The sequence below is a fragment of the Bradyrhizobium sp. genome (genome assembly GCF_049519115.1).
Taxonomy (GTDB): domain Bacteria; phylum Pseudomonadota; class Alphaproteobacteria; order Rhizobiales; family Xanthobacteraceae; genus Bradyrhizobium.
Map to the genome: position 1 here is coordinate 52,391 of NZ_JBEKRB010000012.1, position 18,481 is coordinate 70,871.

Genomic DNA, 18,481 nt, shown 5'->3' on the forward strand with positions numbered 1-18,481 from the left:
GTCCGTCGTGTCCAAAACTCAGTTTGCCTTGCTATGCCGCGCCGGTGATCGGTGCGGCTTCTTTTTTGGAGCGCGCCGTGACGTCGCGTGGCGTGAGTGGGATGCAGCCGCTCGTCTGACGGCAGGGCCGTTTTTCAGGCTTTGCTTCAATGCATCCATCAGATTGACGACATTGTCGCGCGTTTCTTCCTTATCCGCCGGCCTGATCGGCTTGCCGGCGGCTTTGCGCCGGACCAGCGCCTTCAGCGCGTCCTCATATTCATCCTTGTATTTTGCAGGGTCAAAATGACCGGCCTTGGTTTGCAGAATATGGCCCGCTAGCTCAACCATATCTTTGGTGATTTTCGGGTTTCGAATGTCTTCAAAATACGTCTCCTCATCGCGCACCTCGTAGTCGAAGCGCAGCGTCGTGCCAAGGAGACCCTTGCCGAGCGGTTCGATGGCGATGATGTGCTCCCGATTGGTGAGCACGATGCGGGCGAGCGCGACGCGGCCTTGCTTCTTCATGGCATCGCGGATCACGACAAAGGCGTCAGCTCCCACCTTGCCATCCGGTACGATGTAGTAAGGATGGTTGAAATAGCGCTTGTCGATTTCCTCGGTAGGCACAAAACTGTCAATGTCGATCGTGTGGTTGCTCTCGATCCGGACCGCTTCGAGTTCTTCCTTTTCGATCTCGACATACTTCCCCTTTTTCAGCTCAAAGCCGCGGGCCTTCTGACCATTCTCGACGAGCTCGCCGGTTTCGGAATCGACCATCTGCTGCTTCAGCCGGTTGCCCGTCTCCTTGTTGATCATGTGGAAACTGGTTTTATCGGCGGTCGTGGAGGCGGGATAAAGCGCCACGGGGCAGCTGACGAGGGAAAGCTTCAGCGACCCTTTCCAATAGGCGCGCGCGACCATTACAATCTCTCCGTTGGTCCAATCTCTGGTTCGTCTTAGGCTCGCGGGAATGGACGGAACTTCAACGGGGTCAGCTGGTTTCGGTTCCGGATAGCTGGTTTGGCACCGTTGTTCGAATTTGAGGGTTTGCCGTGTCCCTGAAGAACCTTTCTACCTACCGGAAGAAGCGGGATTTCGACAAGACGACGGAGCCGAGCGGCGACGTGCCGGTCAAGCCGTCCCAACAGCGGCGCTTCGTGATCCAGAAGCACGATGCGACACGGCTGCATTACGATTTCAGGCTCGAATTTGACGGGGTCTTCAAGTCGTGGGCGGTCACACGCGGGCCGTCACTCGATCCGCACGACAAGCGCCTGGCGGTCGAGGTGGAAGATCATCCGCTCGACTACGGCGATTTCGAAGGCACGATTCCGAAAGGGCAATATGGCGGCGGCACCGTGCAGCTCTGGGATCGGGGCACCTGGGAATCGGACGATCCGGACAAAGGCTTCAAGAAGGGCGATCTCAAATTCACGCTGCACGGCGACAAGCTGCATGGCAGCTGGGTACTGGTGCGGATGCGGCACGACCGTAGCGGCGGCAAGCGCACCAACTGGCTTCTGATCAAGCATCGCGATGACTATGCGCGCGAAGGGAATGAAAATGATCTTCTCGAAGAAGATCGTTCGGTCGCCTCGGGCCGCACGATGGCGCAGATCGAGGCCGGCAAGGGCAAGGCGCCGACGCCGTTCATGACGAAAGCGGCCGGCCGCGGCAAGGCGGATGCGGTCTGGCATTCGAACCGGGGAGAGGCGGCGGAGGCGCGCGCACGGCCTAAGAAAGCGGCGGCGCCTGCGAAGGCGACAAAGGTAGACGAAATGCCTGAGTTCGTCGCCTTTGAATTGTGCACGTCAGTCGAAACGCCGCCGTCCGGGGAAGGCTGGAGCCACGAGATCAAATTCGACGGCTATCGCGTGCAGATGCGGGTCGAAGACGGCAAAGCGGTTTTAAGAACGCGCAAGGGCCTCGACTGGACCGACAAGTTCGAGGCGATTGCCAAAGCGGGCACAGCGCTACCCGATGCGATGATCGATGGCGAGATCGTTGCGCTCGATCATGAGGGTCACCCGAATTTTTCCGCGTTGCAGGCCGCGATTTCCGACGGCAAGACGGATCGCCTGATCTTCTACGCCTTCGATCTGTTATTTGCTGAAGGCGAAGACCTCCGCCGTCTACCGCTGGAGCAGCGAAAGGCGCGGCTGAAGCAAATGCTGAAGAGGGAGAAAAAGAAGACGGCTTCGATCCGTTATGTCGAGCATTTCGAGGCCAATGGCGAGGACGTTCTCGAATCGGCGAAGAAGCTAAAGCTCGAAGGTATCGTTTCCAAGAAGCTCAGTGCGCCCTATCGCTCCGGGCGCTCGGAAAGCTGGACCAAGACAAAATCCCGTGCCGGGCAGGAAGTCGTGCTCGGCGGCTGGAAGGCGACGCAAGGCAAATTCCGCTCGCTGATGGCCGGCGTCTATCGCGGCGATCATCTGGTCTTTGTCGGCATCATCGGAACCGGTTTCGGGCAGGACACGGTTCGGCGCATCATGCCCGCCTTGAAAAAGGCCGAGGCTGACCAAAGCCCGTTCGGCGGCAAGGACGCGCCGCGCAAAACCCGCGACATCCACTGGCTGAAGCCGGAGCTGGTCGCCGAAATTGAATTTGCCGGCTTTACCGAGGGCGGCAATATCCGGCAGGCCGCGTTCAAGGGCCTGCGCCAGGACAAGCCGGCAAGCGAAGTCGTCGCGGAGAAACCGGCCATGGTGAATGTCATCAGAACCTCGCCGAAAGCGTCCAGTAAATCCACCGAGGTCATGGGCGTGGTGATTTCGAAGCCGGACAAGGAGCTGTGGCCGGATGCCGGCGACGGCAAAGGCGTCACCAAGCTCGATCTCGCGCGCTATTTCGAGGTAGTCGGCGACTGGACGATGCCGCATCTGAAGGGCCGGCCGTGCTCGGTCGTACGCGCGCCCGATGGGATCAAAGGCGAGCAATTTTTTCAGCGCCACGCCATGCCGAGCACCTCGAACCTGCTTACGCTCGTCAAGGTCTCGGGCGATCGAAAACCCTATCTGCAGGTCGATCGGGTCGAGGGGCTGGCGGCCGTGGCGCAGTCCGGCGGGCTCGAACTGCATCCGTGGAATTGCGCGCCGGACGCGACTGATATTCCCGGCCGGCTGGTGTTCGATCTCGATCCGGCGCCGAATGTCGACTTTTCTGAAGTGATCGAGGCCGCCAAAGAGATGCGGCAGCGTCTTGAGGCGCTCGGGCTTGAAAGCTTCTGCAAGACCACCGGCGGCAAAGGGCTGCACGTTGTGGCGCCGCTGACCTACGGCGCCAGGGACAAAGTGACCTGGAAGGAAGCCAAGGCCTTTGCGCAAGGCGCCTGCCAGTGGATGGCCAACGACCATCCCGGGCAATATCTGCTCAACATGTCAAAGAAATTGCGCAAGGGAAAAATCTTCCTCGACTATTTGCGCAACGATCGCCTCGCCACCGCGGTTGCGGTGCTTTCGCCGCGGGCGCGCGATGGCGCTACGGTCTCGATGCCGCTGACCTGGACGCAGGTGCGCGGTGATCTCGATCCGAAGCGCTACACCGTTCGCAGCGTCCCGGCCTTGCTCGCGAAGAGCAAGGCCTGGGACGGCTACGACGATGCAGCATCATCGATCAAAAGCGCGATCAAGAGGTTGGCTGATAAATTATAGTCGAGCCTCAGAGTCGTCCGAGCAGCAGCAAGATCAGCAGGATTACGACAATGAGCCCGAGGCCGCCGCCGCCGTAATAGCCGGTGCCGTAGAACGGACCGCCGCCGATGCCACTAAAACCACCAAGCAGGGCGATCACCAAGATAATCAGAATGATTGTACCAATGGACATCTACTTCTCCTCCAGCCGATCATGGGTGCCAGTCGCGTGTTCGTGCCAGCCAACACATGGGAACCGTGAAAGTTCCCGCATCTCGCACCGCAACCATGTCGGATACGAACCAAAAACGGATTTTGCTTATGCGAATTGCCGGCTTCCCTTTGCGGCCGGCTTTGCCGCGCCGACGTAGCTGGCTTTCAACGCCGCCACCGGAAGATGCTTGAACAGACTGGCCAACGGTACTCTGGATGGTTTCGCGTTGCCCGCACCTTCGAATGCGTAACCGTCGACATGAAGCTCGCCCTCGAAAACCTCGCCGTTCGGCCAGATCCGGCCTTGCTCCGTAAGCGGAGCATACCACCGCGCCACCGCCACAATCACGGCATGCCGGCCGCGGCGGCGGGCAAACGCGATGACATGGTCACGATGAAGTCCGCTGACCTCAAGCGGTTCATAGTCGCCAGACGCGAAAACGTCCGCGAGTTCTTGGCGAAGCCTGAGCAGATGCCGCGTCCACGCCAGCTTGACGTGGCCTTCTGCCCAATCGCGGGCGAGGGTTGGCCAATCGGGCCGCTCCACCTGCTTGAGAACATCGGCGCGCTCGGTGAAATCGACCGGGCGGCGGTTGTCGGGATCGACCAGCGACAAATCCCAGAACTCGGTCCCCTGATAGAAGTCCGGCACGCCCGGCATCATCGCCTTCAGCGTGATCTGGCTCAGCGAATTGAGTGCGCCCAACAGCGCGACGCGGCGGGCGAAGATCTGCAGCGACTCGAGAAACTCGGCAGAGGCCGAAGGGTCCAGTATCCGTTCGACGAAGGTGCCAAGGGCCGCTTCATAGCCTTCATCGGGATTGAGCCAACTCGTTTCTTGTTTGCCCTCGCGCGCCGCCTTTACGGCGTAGGCTTGCAGGCGTTCGGTCAGCGAGCGGTCGGGCGGCGTCGTGAGCGGCCAGACCCCGAGCAGGGTCTGGTACAACATGTATTCGAAGGTCGCCGAAGGCGCACGCATGCTGTCCTCGGTGATAATATGCGGCGCATTGAGCACTTTCCAGCGGGCCACCGCGCCGGTCCATTCGCCCGCCAACTCGCTGAGCGCGACCAGACGGGCGCGGGCGTCCTCGCCCCGCTTGGTGTCGTGCGTGGCGGTCGTGGTCATGGCGTGCGGCCAATTCTGGACGCGGGTTTGCATCATCGCGTGGAAGGCTGCGGGCGACAACGCCGATGCGGAAGGTTCGCCGCCGACTTCGTTCAGTGCAAGCAGGCGGTGGCTGCGGTAAAAGGTCGTGTCCTCCAGCGATTTCGCCATCAGGGGGCCGGTGAATTGCTGCACTTTTAGTGCAAACCGGCGTACCCGCGTTGTGCTGTGCAGTGCGGAGCCGGGCTTGGCGAGGTCCATCGTGAGCGCATCACGCAGGAAATCAAAGAGGCCTTCGTCGGCATCATACCATTCGCTGCGCGCTTTTTCGATCGTCTCCGATATCAGGGCACGGTCGTCGGCGGAAGCGCCGGCCGCAGTCAGATAGGTGCGGTAGATCGGAAAATTCAGTACATAGAGTTCGAGCGCCTGGCGAAGACTGTCGGCAGAGAAGTCGCGCGTCGAATAGTGACCCGCCGCGATGCGCCCGAGCAGGCGCGCCAGCACGGTGAACTCGCTGGTCAGCAGCGTTTCCAGCACGCGTTGCTTGGCGGCCTTGAGCACCGGCGCGAGCGCGGGCGGCATGTTGCTGATCTGCCGCCAGGTTTCATCGAGCGCGTCCAGGCCGCTTTGGCTGACCAGCACGCGGGTGATGGTGTTGAGCGTCTCGTATCCGGTCGTGCCTTCGACGCCGGCGAATGGACGCAAGCTTTCGTGTTCGCCGAGAATTTTCTCGACCACGATATAGAAGGATCGCGCGGCTTTTCCGCTCGATTGCCGGATCAGGCGGCTCAGCCGCTGAAAATATTGCGCGGGATCGCGCAGGCCGTCGATATGATCGAGCCTCAAACCTTGCAGCTTGCCTTCGGCGATCAACTTGCCGACCAGGCGATGGGCAACGTTGAAGGTCGTGGCATCTTCGACCCGCAATCCCGCCAGCGAATTGACGTCGAAGAAGCGACGATAATTGATGTCGCTGGAGGCGAGCCGCCAATGTCCGAGTTTGTAGTGCTGGCGCTCGAGCAAATGGTGCAGCGCCAGCGTCTGAACCGGCCGGTCTTGTCCCGCGCGATAGGCGGCAAGCCCGCGATTGATGATTGCATCGCCGCCCTCAATGGCTTTTAACACCGCCTTGAAGTCGGGTGCCTCCTTGCGGTTGGGATGGCGCAGGCCATGGTAACGCGAGGTGAGGTCGAGAATGCTTTTGCCCGCGGCGCTGTTTTCGGCGGTAGCCTCCTTGACGATCGCGTTCAGGATTTCGCCGTAGCGCTCCGGCGCGATCGGCAGCCGATGTTCGAAATACCAGGCGGAAAAACTTCCCTCGCCGGCGTCGTAGCGCAGCTCGATTTCGCCGTTCTCCAGCGCCTTGCCGTAGGACGAGCCGAGGATCGGCAACAGCACGCCGCCGCGCGCGCGATACGGCAACAGCTCCCAGTCGATATCGAAGGAGACCGCGTGTGGAGAAGCCTCGCCCCATTCCAGCACGTCGAGCCACCATGGATTGTCCGCGAAATGCACGCCGACATGGTTGGGCACGAAGTCGAGGATCAGGCCCAGGTCGTGCGCCTTGAGGGCCGCGTTCAGCCGCTCAAAACCCTCGTCGCCGCCGAGTTCGGGGTTGATGAGGGTATGATTGACGACGTCGTAGCCGTGGGTCGAACCCTTGCGCGCCTTTGTGAAAGGTGAGGCGTAGACGTGGCTGATCCCGAGCGCTTTCAGATAGGGAACGATTGCCGTAGCCGCGTCGAAATCGAAATTCGCGGTCAACTGCAAACGGTAGGTTGAGATGGGAGTGCCCGCTGGCATCAGCCGGCCTCCAGACACCAGCACACTGACCACGGCTTCATGGCGTCGCCCGGCGTGCCCCAGATCGGCGAGCCCCGAACCTCCCTCGATTGCACCGCGATCGTGCGGTCTGACGGATTGGCGGCGAGTGACAGTCTTGCAGCAGTGCCGAGGTGCCAGTTCGCGTTCAGCGTTCCATCGTCGGCCACCCGCGCCTCGCCGAAACGCGCGCCCGCGAGGCGAGGCGTGATGTGGCGCCGGCGTATCGCCAGCAGTTCGCGTACCAGCGCGAGCCGTTCGCGCCCGCTGCTGTCTGTCGTTTCCCAATCCAGGATAGCGGAGCGAAAGGTGGCTTCGCTCAAGGGATCAGGGACGTCGTCGCCATAGGTCGCGTAAGCCCAGGCATATTCGTCGCGGCGGCCTTTGCGGACGGCTTCGCCGAGATCGCCCTTGAAGTCGCAGAAGAACGGGAAGGGGGCTTTCGAGCCCCATTCCTCGCCCATGAACAGCATGGGGATCGTGGGCGCGAGCAGGGTGATCGCGAGTGCCGCTTCGATCGCTTCGGAATTTGCGTGGCTCTCTAGCCGGTCGCCGAAGGCGCGGTTGCCGATCTGATCGTGGTTTTGCAAAAAATTGACGAACGCCGTGGGCGGAAGGCCGCCACTGGCTTCACCGCGCAGTTGGCCGCCGCGATGTTCGGAAGCTTCGCCCTGATAGACGAAGCCCGAGCCGAGGCAGCGGGCGATATCGGAAAGCGGCGCGCGCTGATAGTCGCGGTAGTAGCCCTGCTTCTCAGCCGTCAGTTTCACATGCCAGGCGTGATGGTAATCGTCGTTCCATTGCGCGCGATATTTTCCGCACGGCGGATCTTGGACGGGATCGAGCAGGCTGACGCGGTTGTCGTCATTTTCAAGCAAGAGATGAATGTGCCGGCCGGTTTCGTCGGCGAGTTGACCGGCCGCCAGGCTTAGGTCGTTCAGCATCGGGATTTCGCCGAGCTCGGCGATCGCGTGTACGGCGTCCAGCCGCAGCCCGTCGAAGCGGTATTGGTCCAACCAATAAAGCGCGTTCTCGATCGCAAAGGCGCGCACCTGCGGCACGCGGTAGTCGATCGCGCTGCCCCATGGGGTTTGCGCTTCAGTAAAGAACGAAGGCGCATAGCGACCGAGATAATTCCCCTCGGGACCGAAATGATTATAGACCACGTCGAGAAACACCATCAGCCCGCGTAAGTGCGCTTCATCGACGAGTAGCTTCAAGTCTTCGGGGCGGCCATAGGCGCTGTCGGGCGCGTACCACAACACACCGTCATAGCCCCAGTTGCGCAGGCCTGCGAAATCCGCCAGCGGCAGCAACTCCAGCGCGGTGATGCCGGTATCGACGAGATGGTCGAGCTTGCCGATCATGGCGCGATAGGTGCCTTCTTGCGTGAAGGTGCCGACATGGGCTTCCAGCAGAACGGTTTCATGCCAGGGCCGTCCACGCCAATCTGTGGCGCGCCAAACGTAATTGGTGGGCTCGATCACCTCGCTCGGGCCGAACACGTCGTCGGGCTGAAAGGCGGAAGCCGGATCCGGCACGTCGATCTCGTCGTCGATCCGAAACTTGTAGCGCGTGCCGGCTTTGGCGGCCGGCACATCGGCTTCGAACCAGCCGTGCTTGCAAGACGCGAGCGGGTAACGTTGCTGTTCCAGCAAAACGTCGACGCGTTGGGCCGCCGGCGCCCACAACCGGAATGTGGTGCCTTCGGGATTTAGTCTTGCGCCGAAATGCCGTTCATTCATGCCGAACCTAAAAACACCAGTACCGAGCGGGGCGGTGCGGTCGTCTCGCCTCCCGAGGGGAAGTCCGCTGCCGACTGCTTAACGTCGGCGGTGTTCAATAGTTGCCGCCAGCTCCTGTATTCGGGCATTTTCGGCAGCGTGAACGTGATCTCTTCGGGCGCGGCATTGAGCACAATAAAGACCGGTGGCTCGCCTTTTTCGGTCGGGCCGAGCACATAAGCGAGAAAGCGGCCTTCCGGAAAATTCCAGTCCTGCTCTGTCATGTCGTCGGCGGCCGGCGTTAGCCACAGCACGCCATAGGAGCCGTCGGCGCGCCGGCCGTCGAGCCAGCGGCGGGCGCGGATCTGTGGGAAGCTGCGGCGGACTTCGCTCACGTGGGCAATAAAATCGATAAGGTCGCTGCCCTCGCGCCCCATGCCTTCCCAGCCGATCCAGCCGGTCTCGTTGTCCTGGCAATAGGCATTGTTGTTGCCGTTCTGGGTGTTGCTGACCTCGTCGCCCGCCAGGATCAAAGGCACGCCCTGCGCGAGCAGAAGACAGGCGAGCTGGTTCCTCCTTAGCTGGTTGCGCAGCGCATTGATGGCGGGATCGTCGGTCGGGCCCTCGTGGCCGCAATTGTTGCTGTGGTTGTCGTTGGCGCCGTCGCGATTGTCTTCGCCATTGGCCTCGTTGTGCTTGGCGTTGTAGCTGAAGAGATCGTTGAGCGTGAAACCGTCATGCACGGTGATGTGGTTGATGCCGGCGCGCTGGACGCGTCCGTCATGATTGAAGAGATCGGAAGAGCCGGTCATGCGGCTGGAGATTTCGCCGATCAGGCTGCCTTCGCCGCTCCAGTAGCGGCGCATCGCGCTGCGATATCGATCGTTCCACTCCGACCATTGCGAGGGAAAGCCGCCGACCTGGTAGCCGCCCATGCCGAGATCCCAGGGTTCGGCGACCAGCTTGACGGAGGCGAGAACCGGGTCCTGGCGAACGGCCGTCAGGAAAGAGGCATTGCGGTCGAATCCGTTCGGGCCGCGGCCGAGCGTCGTGGCAAGGTCGAACCGGAAGCCATCGACGTGACAGACCTCGACCCAGTAACGCAGCGAATCCATCACCATCTGCAACACGCGCGGATGGGTGAGGTTGACCGAATTACCGCAGCCGGTGAAATCGTCGTAGTAACGCGGGTTGTCGGGCTTGAGCCAGTAATAGGAGGCGTTGTCGATGCCGCGGAACGACAGCGTCGGGCCCATGTGGTTGCCCTCCGCGGTGTGGTTATAGACCACGTCGAGCATCACTTCGATGCCGGCATCGTGCAATCGCGCCACGGCCGTGCGAAAGGAGTCGAGCGAATTGTCCTGCGCGTAACGCGCCTCCGGCGCAAAGAACGCCAGCGTGTTGTAGCCCCAGTAGTTCGAGAGTTTCTTTTCGACCAGCAGGCGGTCGTCGACCAGGCCATGGATCGGCAGCAATTCGATGGTGGTGACGCCGAGCCGCTTGAGATGCGCGATCATCGCGGGCGAGGCGAGGCCACCATAGGTGCCGCGCAGATTGGGCGGTACGTCGTCGCGCTTTTGCGTGAGCCCCTTGACATGGGCTTCATAGATGACGGTGTCTTCCCAGGGAATGGCGGGCCTTAATTCGCGCCGGCCCCAGTTAAAGGCTTCATCGACCACGACAGCTTTCGGCATGCCGCGTGCGTTGTCGCGCCGGTCGAACGAAAGATCCTCGCGCGCACTGCCGGTGCGATAACCGAAATGCGCATCGCTCCACACCAGGCGTCCGGCGAGCCGCCTCGCATAGGGATCGAGCACAAGCTTGTTCGGGTTGAAACGGTGGCCGTGCTCGGGCGCATAGGGGCCGTGAACACGATAGCCGTAAAGCTGGCCGGGCGAGACGTCGTTCAGATAGCCATGCCAGACGTCTTCGGTGCGCTCGGGCAGTTCGATGCGCTCGATCTCGCGCCGGCCCTGGCCGTCGAAAAGACAGAGCTCGACCTTTTGCGCATTGGCGGAGAACAACGCGAAGTTGGTCCCGCGTCCGTCCCAGCTTGCACCGAGCCGAAAGGGCGATCCGGCCGATAGTCGCATGCGCTATTGCTCCGTTTCCGAAATTCGTCACTGTTGCGGCACCCCTTCACGAACTTCGGAAACGAAAGAGCACTAGCTGACATGATAATCTCTAGTGCCGCTTTCGATTTGAAGTTCCTGGCGCGGGCTCGCTGCAAGGTATGCAGGAACTTCAAATCGGCGGCGCTAGTTATTTTCCGGTACGAGAAAAATGGTCGCCAAGGGCGGAATGGTCAATCTCAGCTCCGGCCCGACGCCCTCGAGCGTGCGGACCTCTCCGACATTGCCGACATTGCTGCCGCCGTAATGCAATGAATCCGTATTGAGAACCTCGCGCCATGTGCCCGCGAGCGGCACGGAAACGATGTAGTTATCATAGACGTTCGGAGAAAAATTCGTGACGACAAGACACCGCGCGCGCTCGTCCCTGCCTTTGCGCATCCAGGCAAAGACGTTGCCGCTGGCGTCATCAGCCACCAGCCATTCGAAGCCGGAAGGGTCGCAGTCGAGCTCATGCAGCGCCGGCGTTTCGCGGTAGAGCCAGTTCAGGTCGCGGACCACCGACTGGATGCCGGCGTGACGGCCGTCCTGAAGCAGATGCCAGTCGAGCGAATGGTCGTGATCCCATTCCCGCACTTGCGCGAATTCGCAGCCCATGAACAAAAGCTTCTTGCCGGGGTGGCCGAACATGAAGCCGTAATAGGCGCGCAGGTTCGCAAAGCGTTGCCAGTCGTCGCCCGGCATTCGCCCGAGGATCGAGTGTTTGCCGTGAACCACCTCGTCATGCGACAGCGGCAGGATGAAATTTTCCGAAAACGCATAGTGCAGGCCGAACAGGATATCGCCGTGATGATATTGGCGATGGATCGGCTCCTTGCTGATATAATTCAGCGTGTCGTGCATCCAGCCCATGTTCCATTTGTAGCCGAAGCCGAGCCCGCCATATTCCACCGGGCGCGACACCTGCGGCCATGCGGTCGATTCTTCGGCCGCGGTGGTGGCGTGCGGGAATTGACCGAATACTTCGGTGTTGAAGCGGCGGAGGAAGTCGATGGCGTCGAGATTTTCCCGACCGCCAAATCGGTTGGGCACCCATTCGCCTGCCGGCCGGCTGTAGTCTAGATAAAGCATCGAGGCGACCGCATCGACGCGCAGGCCGTCAATGCCGTAACGCTCGAGCCAGAACAGCGCGTTGGAGACCAGGAAGTTGACGGTCTCGGTGCGCCCGTAATTATAGATCAGCGTGCCCCAATCGAGATGCCGGCCTTGCAGCGGATTGGCGTGCTCGTAGAGCGCGGTGCCGTCGAACCGGCCGAGCCCGTGAGGATCGTCGGGGAAATGGCCGGGCACCCAGTCGAGCCAGACGCCGATCCCCTCGCGGTGACACGCCTCAACCAGGGCTGCGAAATCCTCCGGGTTGCCAAAGCGACTTGTTGGCGCAAAAAGCCCGGTTGGCTGATAACCCCACGATCCGTCGAACGGATGTTCGCTGACGGGGAGAAACTCGACATGGGTAAAGCCCATGTCATGGACGTAGGCCGGCAACTGCTCGGCCAGTTCACGATAGGTCAGCCATTCGTTATGGCCCTTGCGTCGCCACGATCCGAGATGAACCTCGTAGATCGATACCGGCCCGTTCAACGAATTTATGTCGGCAGGTGCCGGTCGCGGACGCGGCAACCTTTCCTCGTCGAATATAACCGACGCCGTGCTCGGGCGGATTTCGGCGGCAAAGGCCAGCGGATCGGACTTCAGCGGCAAATGTTCGCCCTGCCGGCTGAAGATGTTGAATTTGTAACGATCGCCGACCGCGGCATGCGGGATGAACAGCTCCCAATAGCCGAGGCCGCGCACGCGCATCGGATGACGTAGCGGATTCCAGAAGTTGAAATCGCCGACCACGCTGACGCGTTGCGCGTTGGGTGCAAGCACGACGAACGCCACGCCGGGCACGCCCTCCAGCTCCATCGGATGGGCGCCGAGCTTTTCATAAAGCCGCTGGTGGGTGCCTTCGCCGAGCAGATAAAGATCGTAGTCGGTCAGAACCGGCGGAAAGCGGTAGGGGTCGTCGAGATCGACCACCTTCTCGCCGAACCGGGCGCGCAACTGATACGCGCTCGAGCCGTTGGGAAGAAAGCCGGCGAACAGGCCGGCGTCGTGAATGCGCGTCAGGGCCGCGGCCTCGCCATGCGGGGCGATCGCGTCCACCTTCTGCGCGTCGGGCAGGAAGGCGCGCACGACCGTTCTGCCGTTTTCGTGATGGGGTCCGAGATACTGAAAGGGATCGGAGTGTCGGCCTTCCAGGATCGCGTAGGCTTCGGCAGTCAGATCGGTCATGCGGCCTCGCGGGCAGGCTGAGACAAAATCCGCAAGATGCGGGCGATCGCCGCCGGCGCGGCTTCCAGTCGTTGGTGTAGTTCGGTTTCAAGCACGTCGAAAGCCTTTTCAAGCAGGAAAAAGTGCACCATAGACTGCATGGCGCGGGAATCGGCGGGCCAGATCGATGAAAAGGTCATGGGCTCGCGATAGGAGGTCATAAAAGCTCCGGTGGCACGCTCCACCCACTCTGTCAGCGCCTTGCCGAGCCGGCCATTCTCATCGGGCGCAAGGTAAGGGGCGCGTCCGCGCGCGGCATGGCTTGAAGCCTCGATCGACCAGATCATGCTGGCGACGTCACGGGCTGCTGGCGCCTTGCGCCGGCGCTCCTCAAGCGGCCGGCGGACGTCGCCTTCGAAGCCGGTGAAGAACACGTCGTCCTTGACGATCAGCACCCGTCCGAGATGGAAGTCGCCGTGCAGACGCATGTTGAGAGACGGTATTCCCGGCGGCATCAGCTCGTTCAGGCGGACATGCAATTTGTCCTGCTGTGCCAGCAATTCGTCGATCATGGCCCGGTCAGCTTCGCCGAACGAATTGCGGCGCTGCCTCAAGCCCTGAAAGACCCGATCGGCGCTTTGCACAATCGCTGTGGTCCAGCGCGCGATGTCATCCGGCCGAACCGGTTCAGCCGTCAAGTCGGGTCCGCTGGCGGACGCGAGCGCCAAATGCAGTTCGGCCGCACGCCGGCCGATCTGTGACAGGTGGCGGACATAAGCCGTCTGCTCATCGCCCTCCCGGTTCTCGTTATCGGCGGCAAGCAGATGCTGCTCCTCGATCAGGCGATCAAGATAGGCCGCGCTGACCGTCCAGGCATCGCCCTGATTGCCGACCTGAACGTGAACGATCGCAATCGCACTTCGCGTATCACCTTCGATCAATTCGGCGCTGCCGAGCATCGCCGGTGTATTGGCAAAGTCCGCAACGTCGGTCAGGTAACGGCCGATCTCGATGGCCGGATTGATGCCGCCTTCGAGTTTGCGGAACAGCTTCACCGTATAATCGGCATCAACCAGCACGGAGCTGGTGAGGGGCGCGCTTTCAAGCAAGCCGATGCGTTCGGGCTGCCGGACGGCTTTGCCGGAGAATTTGTTCGTCGGCCTGAATTCGAGCTTCAAGCCGTTTTCCTCGATCGTGAGCGTTTGCGCCAGATTACGCAGCAGAAGCCCGATGAAGATGGTGTCGGCGGCGACGTCGAGCAGCGTGCCTTCGCGGGCGCCCTGACGCACCGCCGCCAGCGCGTTCGGGTTATAGCGTTCGCGATCAAAGCGCACCCACTCGATCTGCATCGGCAGCACGTAGCGGGTTTTGGCCTCATCCTCGGTGGCTTCGAAGAATGCAAGCCATGGCCGGTTGTCGCCGATGTCGCAAAACGGGATCGCCGACGTCAACGTGGGATGGATAGCGGACGCGTCGTGGAGCGGATACCAGCGCGAGCGGGCAAGGTGCCCCGGCAGCACGTCGCATTCAAATAGGCTGCGGGTACGGGCGAGCGACACCCAGGTCGCGCCGACCGGCACCACCAGCGTTTCGAATTCCGGCACGATCGAAGGCGCGGCGGGCTCCGACTTGTCGCGGTGCTGAAGCTGGAACCAGTAGAACCCGTAAGGCGCCAGCGTGATCATGTAAGGCAGCTCGCCGATCGCCGGGAAATGCGTGCGCCCGAGCATTTCCAGCGGGATGCGATCCCTGAAAGCGGACAAATCCAGTTCGGTCGCTTGCGCCGAGCGGGAAAGGTTGGCCACGCAAAGAATCACCTCATCGCCGAGCTGGCGGACATAGGCCAGCACCGAGCGATTGGCCGGCCGGATGAAGGTCATGCTGCCGCGCCCGAACGCGAGCGTCGACTTGCGTACCCCGATCAGTTTCTTGGTGGCGCTGAGCAGCGACGACAGGCTGCGCGACTGCGCCTCGACGTTGACCGCCTCATACCCATAGACCGAGTCCATGATGATCGGCGCATAAAGCCGCGCGGGATCGGCGCGGGAGAAGCCGCCGTTGCGGTCCGGCGTCCACTGCATCGGCGTGCGCACGCCATTGCGGTCGCCGAGATAGATATTGTCGCCCATGCCGATTTCGTCGCCGTAATAGATGATCGGCGTGCCGGGAAACGACAGCAGCATGGAATTCATCAGTTCGATCTTGCGCCGGTCGTTGTCCATCAATGGTGCGAGGCGCCTGCGAATGCCGACATTGATCCGCGCGCGCGGATCGTTGGCATAGGTCGACCACAGATAGTCGCGCTCGACGTCGGTAACCATTTCCAAGGTCAGTTCGTCGTGGTTGCGCAGGAACAGCGCCCATTGGCAGTCGGCCGGAATGTCCGGCGTCTGGCGCAAAATATCCGTGATGGGAAAGCGGTCTTCCTGGGCGATCGCCATGTAGATGCGCGGCATCAGCGGGAAATGATACGCCATGTGGCATTCATCGCTGTTGCCGAAATAGTACTGCACGTCCTCCGGCCACTGATTGGCTTCCGCGAGCAGCACCTTGCCCTTAGCGTATTTATCCAGCTCGGCGCGCATCCGGCGGATGATGGCATGCGTCTCCGGCAGGTTTTCGTTGTTGGTGCCGTCGCGCTCGCACAGATAGGGGATAGCGTCGAGACGGAAGCCGTCGACCCCGGTATCGAGCCAGCGCTTCATCACCTGGACCAGGGCGTTGACGACGCGGGGATTATCGAAGTTCAGATCCGGCTGGTGCGAAAAAAACCGGTGCCAGTAGAACTGGCCGGCTTCCGGATCCCAGGTCCAGTTCGACTTCTCCGTATCGGTAAAGATGATACGCGTGCCCAGATATTTCTGGTCGGTGTCGCTCCACACATACCAATTGCGTGCACTCGATTTCGGATCGCTGCGCTTGGCGCGCTTGAACCAGTGGTGCTGGTCCGAAGTGTGGTTGATGACGAGCTCGATGATGACCCGCAGGCCGCGCCGCTTGGCTTCGACGATGAAGCGGCGAAATTCCTTCATGTTGCCGAAATCGGGATTGATGGAGCCGTAATCGGCGATGTCGTAGCCGTCGTCGCGTCCCGGCGAGGGATAGAACGGCAACAGCCACAGCGTCGTCACGCCGAGGTCTTGCAGATAATCGAGCTTGTCGGTCAGCCCCGCGAAATCGCCAATGCCGTCATTGTTGCTGTCGGCGAACGCCTTGACGTGCAGCTGGTAAATAATGGCGTCCTTGTACCACAGCTCGTCGCCGTCGAGCGCGGCAGCCGGCGTTTCCTGTGTATCGATGGATGACATCAGATTCATCGGGGCCGGGGCGTGAGCGGAGGCTGGATTATGGTACGGTCGAGGCTCTGCGTGGCGCGCCGAGCCTCCGGCGGTTTCGGTGATTTTGTTCACGATGATGCTGTGGCCATGGATCGGTCCCATTTCGTTGGCGCGAAAGGAGATGCTGGGGACTATATAGAAAGCCGCTTCCCACCCTTTGGTTCCCCGCGGAACGGCATGGCGGGCGAGAGCGTTAGCCACTTCTATCCTCTTCCCGAATCAGTAGAATTTAGGGCGACCTCCCTCAGAACCTCTTTCCCCCTCCCTGTTCTCTTTTTGTGCAAATGGCGTGCCGAATGGACGTTTATACCCAGGCCAAGCAATTGGGCATCCAGACCGAATTTGTGGACGGTCAGGGTCACCGCCATGTGACGGATGCCACAGCCCTCAAGATCATCCTTAACGCCCTGCCGGAGCGAATTCCCTTCCGGCTGCTCGACGGACCGGTTGTTATTCGCGCCGGGAGGACCTCGCGCACCGAATTGAGCCCGGCCGCAGCGCTTCCCGTGGCCTGGAAGGTCGTCGCCGGTGAAAAGATTGTCGCGCAAGGCGAAGCGAGCCAGCGCACGGTCGCATGGCCCAGCGATTGGCAACAGGGGATTTACCGGCTTCAACTCACCGATGCGACCTCCTTGAGCGAGGATGTCCCGTTGATCGTCTCGACGCCAAAGGCCTATGGCGGCGATTTTGATCGCGGCTGGCTGCTGGCGGTCCAGCTTTACGGCGTCCGCTCTGCGCGCAATTGGGGCATCGGGGACTTTACCGATCTCTCCGCCTTGCTTGAATTGGCCGCAAATCTTGGCGCCGACGGGGTCGGCCTCAATCCGCTGCACGCTTTGTTCGACGACAAGCCGGCCGATTGCAGTCCTTATTCGCCCAACAGCCGGCTGTTTCTCAACGCGCTCTATATCGATATCGAACAGATCCCGGAATTTGAAGCCGGCGGCAAGGCCGGCAAAGCCGCCGCGCGGCTGCGCGAAGGCCATATCATCGACTACAAGGGCGTCGCCCAGTTGAAATGGCGGGCGCTGCGTACGGCCTTCGACAAATTCAGGGCAAAGTCGGGCGCAGGGCGGAGAGAGGATTTCGATGCCTTCCGCGCCGAGCGCTCGCCGCTGTTGTCGCGTTTTGCCTGCTTCGAGGTGTTGCGGCACAGGTTCGACGAGCCGTGGTGGGAGTGGCCTGCAGATTGGCGCACGCCCAACGATGTCGCATGTGCCAAGTTGCGTGAAGAAGACGCCGTCGAGATCGAATTCGTCGAATTCGTGCAATGGACCGCCGACCGGCAGTTGCGCGCCTGCCGGGATCAGGCACGTCGCCTCGGCATGAAAGTCGGGCTCTATCTCGACGTGGCGGTCGGCGTGCAGTCCGGCGGCTTCGATGCCTGGAACGAACAGACCGCGATCTCGCGTCATTTGTCGGTTGGCGCGCCGCCGGATCCGCTCAATCTCGCCGGCCAGAACTGGGGTCTTGCCGGCTTCAATGCGGCCGGTCTTGAACTGCAATCTTTCGCGCCATACCGCGAGATGCTGGCGGCCTCGATGCGCTATGCCGGCGCGGTCAGGCTCGACCACGTCCTCGGCCTGAAGCGGCTTTATCTGGTGCCGCACGGCTTTGCCGCCGATAACGGCGCCTATGTGCAGATGCCGTTCGAGGCGCTGTTGGCGGCGACCGCGCAGGAAAGCGCTGCGCACGCCTGCATCGTGATCGGCGAGGATCTCGGCACCGTTCCGGAAGGCTTTCGCGACACCATGGCGGAATGGGGCATCTGGTCGTATCAAGTCATGATGTTCGAGCGCGACGATAGCGGCGCCTTTCGGGGTCCCGATCGCTATTTGCCGAATGCACTCGTTACCTTCAACACCCATGATCTTTCGACTTATGCCGGTTGGCGTTCGTTCGGCGATCTGAAGATCAAGCGCTCGCTCGGCATCGATCCTGGCGAGAGCGACGACGCCCGCTGGCACGCGCTGGCGATGCTCGACGATGTGCTGCGCCATCACGCCATCGACGACAACGATCTCTATGCGGTTGCGGCTTTCCTCTCCAAGACGAAGTCGCGCCTGCTCGCGATCTCGCTCGAGGATCTGCTTGGCGTCATCGACCAGCCGAATATTCCCGGCACGGTGAACGAACATCCGAACTGGCGGCAGCGGTTGCCGGTTTCCCTCAACGACATCGCGCATAAAGTCGATATCGAGGCGTTGCAGGACGCAACGAGGGAGAGGGCGAGCGGCCATCGTGTGAGCCGCGCCAAAGTCAGCCGGTAACAAAC

The 18,481-nt window shown here is 61.4% G+C and carries 9 protein-coding genes; 2 read left to right on the forward strand and 7 right to left on the reverse strand.

Annotated features, from left to right (window positions below):
* Positions 1-18: 18 nt before the first annotated feature.
* On the reverse strand, positions 19-903 hold the full coding sequence (ku, locus tag ABSE61_RS12180) for a non-homologous end joining protein Ku (RefSeq protein WP_423871359.1): 885 nt from the start codon (positions 901-903) through the stop codon (positions 19-21).
* Positions 904-1,034: 131 nt separating this feature from the next.
* On the opposite strand from ku, the gene ligD reads away from it, so the two are divergent.
* Positions 1,035-3,635 carry a DNA ligase D gene (gene ligD / locus ABSE61_RS12185; protein WP_423871360.1) on the forward strand — a complete coding sequence of 867 codons (2,601 nt, stop codon included), beginning with the start codon at positions 1,035-1,037 and terminating at the stop codon, positions 3,633-3,635.
* A 7-nt stretch (positions 3,636-3,642) separates the two neighbouring features.
* Here ligD and ABSE61_RS12190 read toward each other — a convergent pair whose 3' ends face one another.
* The 6 genes from ABSE61_RS12190 to treS form a co-directional block, all read right to left on the reverse strand.
* Positions 3,643-3,807 carry a DUF3309 family protein gene (locus ABSE61_RS12190; RefSeq protein ID WP_423871361.1) on the reverse strand — a complete coding sequence of 55 codons (165 nt, stop codon included), beginning with the start codon at positions 3,805-3,807 and terminating at the stop codon, positions 3,643-3,645.
* 126 nt (positions 3,808-3,933) lie between these two features.
* Entirely contained in the window at positions 3,934-6,738 is a 2,805-nt protein-coding gene (treY, locus tag ABSE61_RS12195) for a malto-oligosyltrehalose synthase (protein ID WP_423871362.1), read from the reverse strand.
* A complete protein-coding gene (treZ, locus tag ABSE61_RS12200) occupies positions 6,738-8,501 on the reverse strand; it encodes a malto-oligosyltrehalose trehalohydrolase (protein ID WP_423871363.1) in 1,764 nt (587 codons plus the stop codon). Before treZ ends, treY begins: the two co-directional genes overlap by 1 nt.
* A complete protein-coding gene (gene glgX, locus ABSE61_RS12205; RefSeq protein WP_423871364.1) occupies positions 8,498-10,573 on the reverse strand; it encodes a glycogen debranching protein GlgX in 2,076 nt (691 codons plus the stop codon). Before glgX ends, treZ begins: the two co-directional genes overlap by 4 nt.
* Positions 10,574-10,738: 165 nt before the next feature.
* The gene (gene glgB, locus ABSE61_RS12210) at positions 10,739-12,889 is read right to left on the reverse strand and encodes a 1,4-alpha-glucan branching protein GlgB (protein WP_423871365.1); all 2,151 of its coding nucleotides are present in this window, start codon (positions 12,887-12,889) and stop codon (positions 10,739-10,741) included.
* A complete protein-coding gene (gene treS, locus ABSE61_RS12215; protein WP_423871421.1) occupies positions 12,886-16,185 on the reverse strand; it encodes a maltose alpha-D-glucosyltransferase in 3,300 nt (1,099 codons plus the stop codon). The genes glgB and treS overlap by 4 nt, the downstream gene beginning before the upstream one ends.
* Before the next feature lie 317 nt (positions 16,186-16,502).
* Between treS and malQ the strand changes: the two genes are divergently transcribed.
* Complete coding sequence (gene malQ / locus ABSE61_RS12220; RefSeq protein WP_423871366.1) at positions 16,503-18,476, forward strand: 4-alpha-glucanotransferase; 1,974 nt, start codon at positions 16,503-16,505, stop codon at positions 18,474-18,476.
* Positions 18,477-18,481 lie beyond the last annotated feature (5 nt).

Coding starts and splice junctions, on each gene's coding strand:
- ku (WP_423871359.1), bottom strand. CDS start 903: ATGGTCGCGCGCGCCTATTGGAAAGGGTCGCTGAAGCTTTCCCTCGTC.
- ABSE61_RS12190 (WP_423871361.1), bottom strand. CDS start 3,807: ATGTCCATTGGTACAATCATTCTGATTATCTTGGTGATCGCCCTGCTT.
- treY (WP_423871362.1), bottom strand. CDS start 6,738: ATGCCAGCGGGCACTCCCATCTCAACCTACCGTTTGCAGTTGACCGCG.
- treZ (WP_423871363.1), bottom strand. CDS start 8,501: ATGAATGAACGGCATTTCGGCGCAAGACTAAATCCCGAAGGCACCACA.
- glgX (WP_423871364.1), bottom strand. CDS start 10,573: ATGCGACTATCGGCCGGATCGCCCTTTCGGCTCGGTGCAAGCTGGGAC.
- glgB (WP_423871365.1), bottom strand. CDS start 12,889: ATGACCGATCTGACTGCCGAAGCCTACGCGATCCTGGAAGGCCGACAC.
- treS (WP_423871421.1), bottom strand. CDS start 16,185: ATGAATCTGATGTCATCCATCGATACACAGGAAACGCCGGCTGCCGCG.
- malQ (WP_423871366.1), top strand. CDS start 16,503: ATGGACGTTTATACCCAGGCCAAGCAATTGGGCATCCAGACCGAATTT.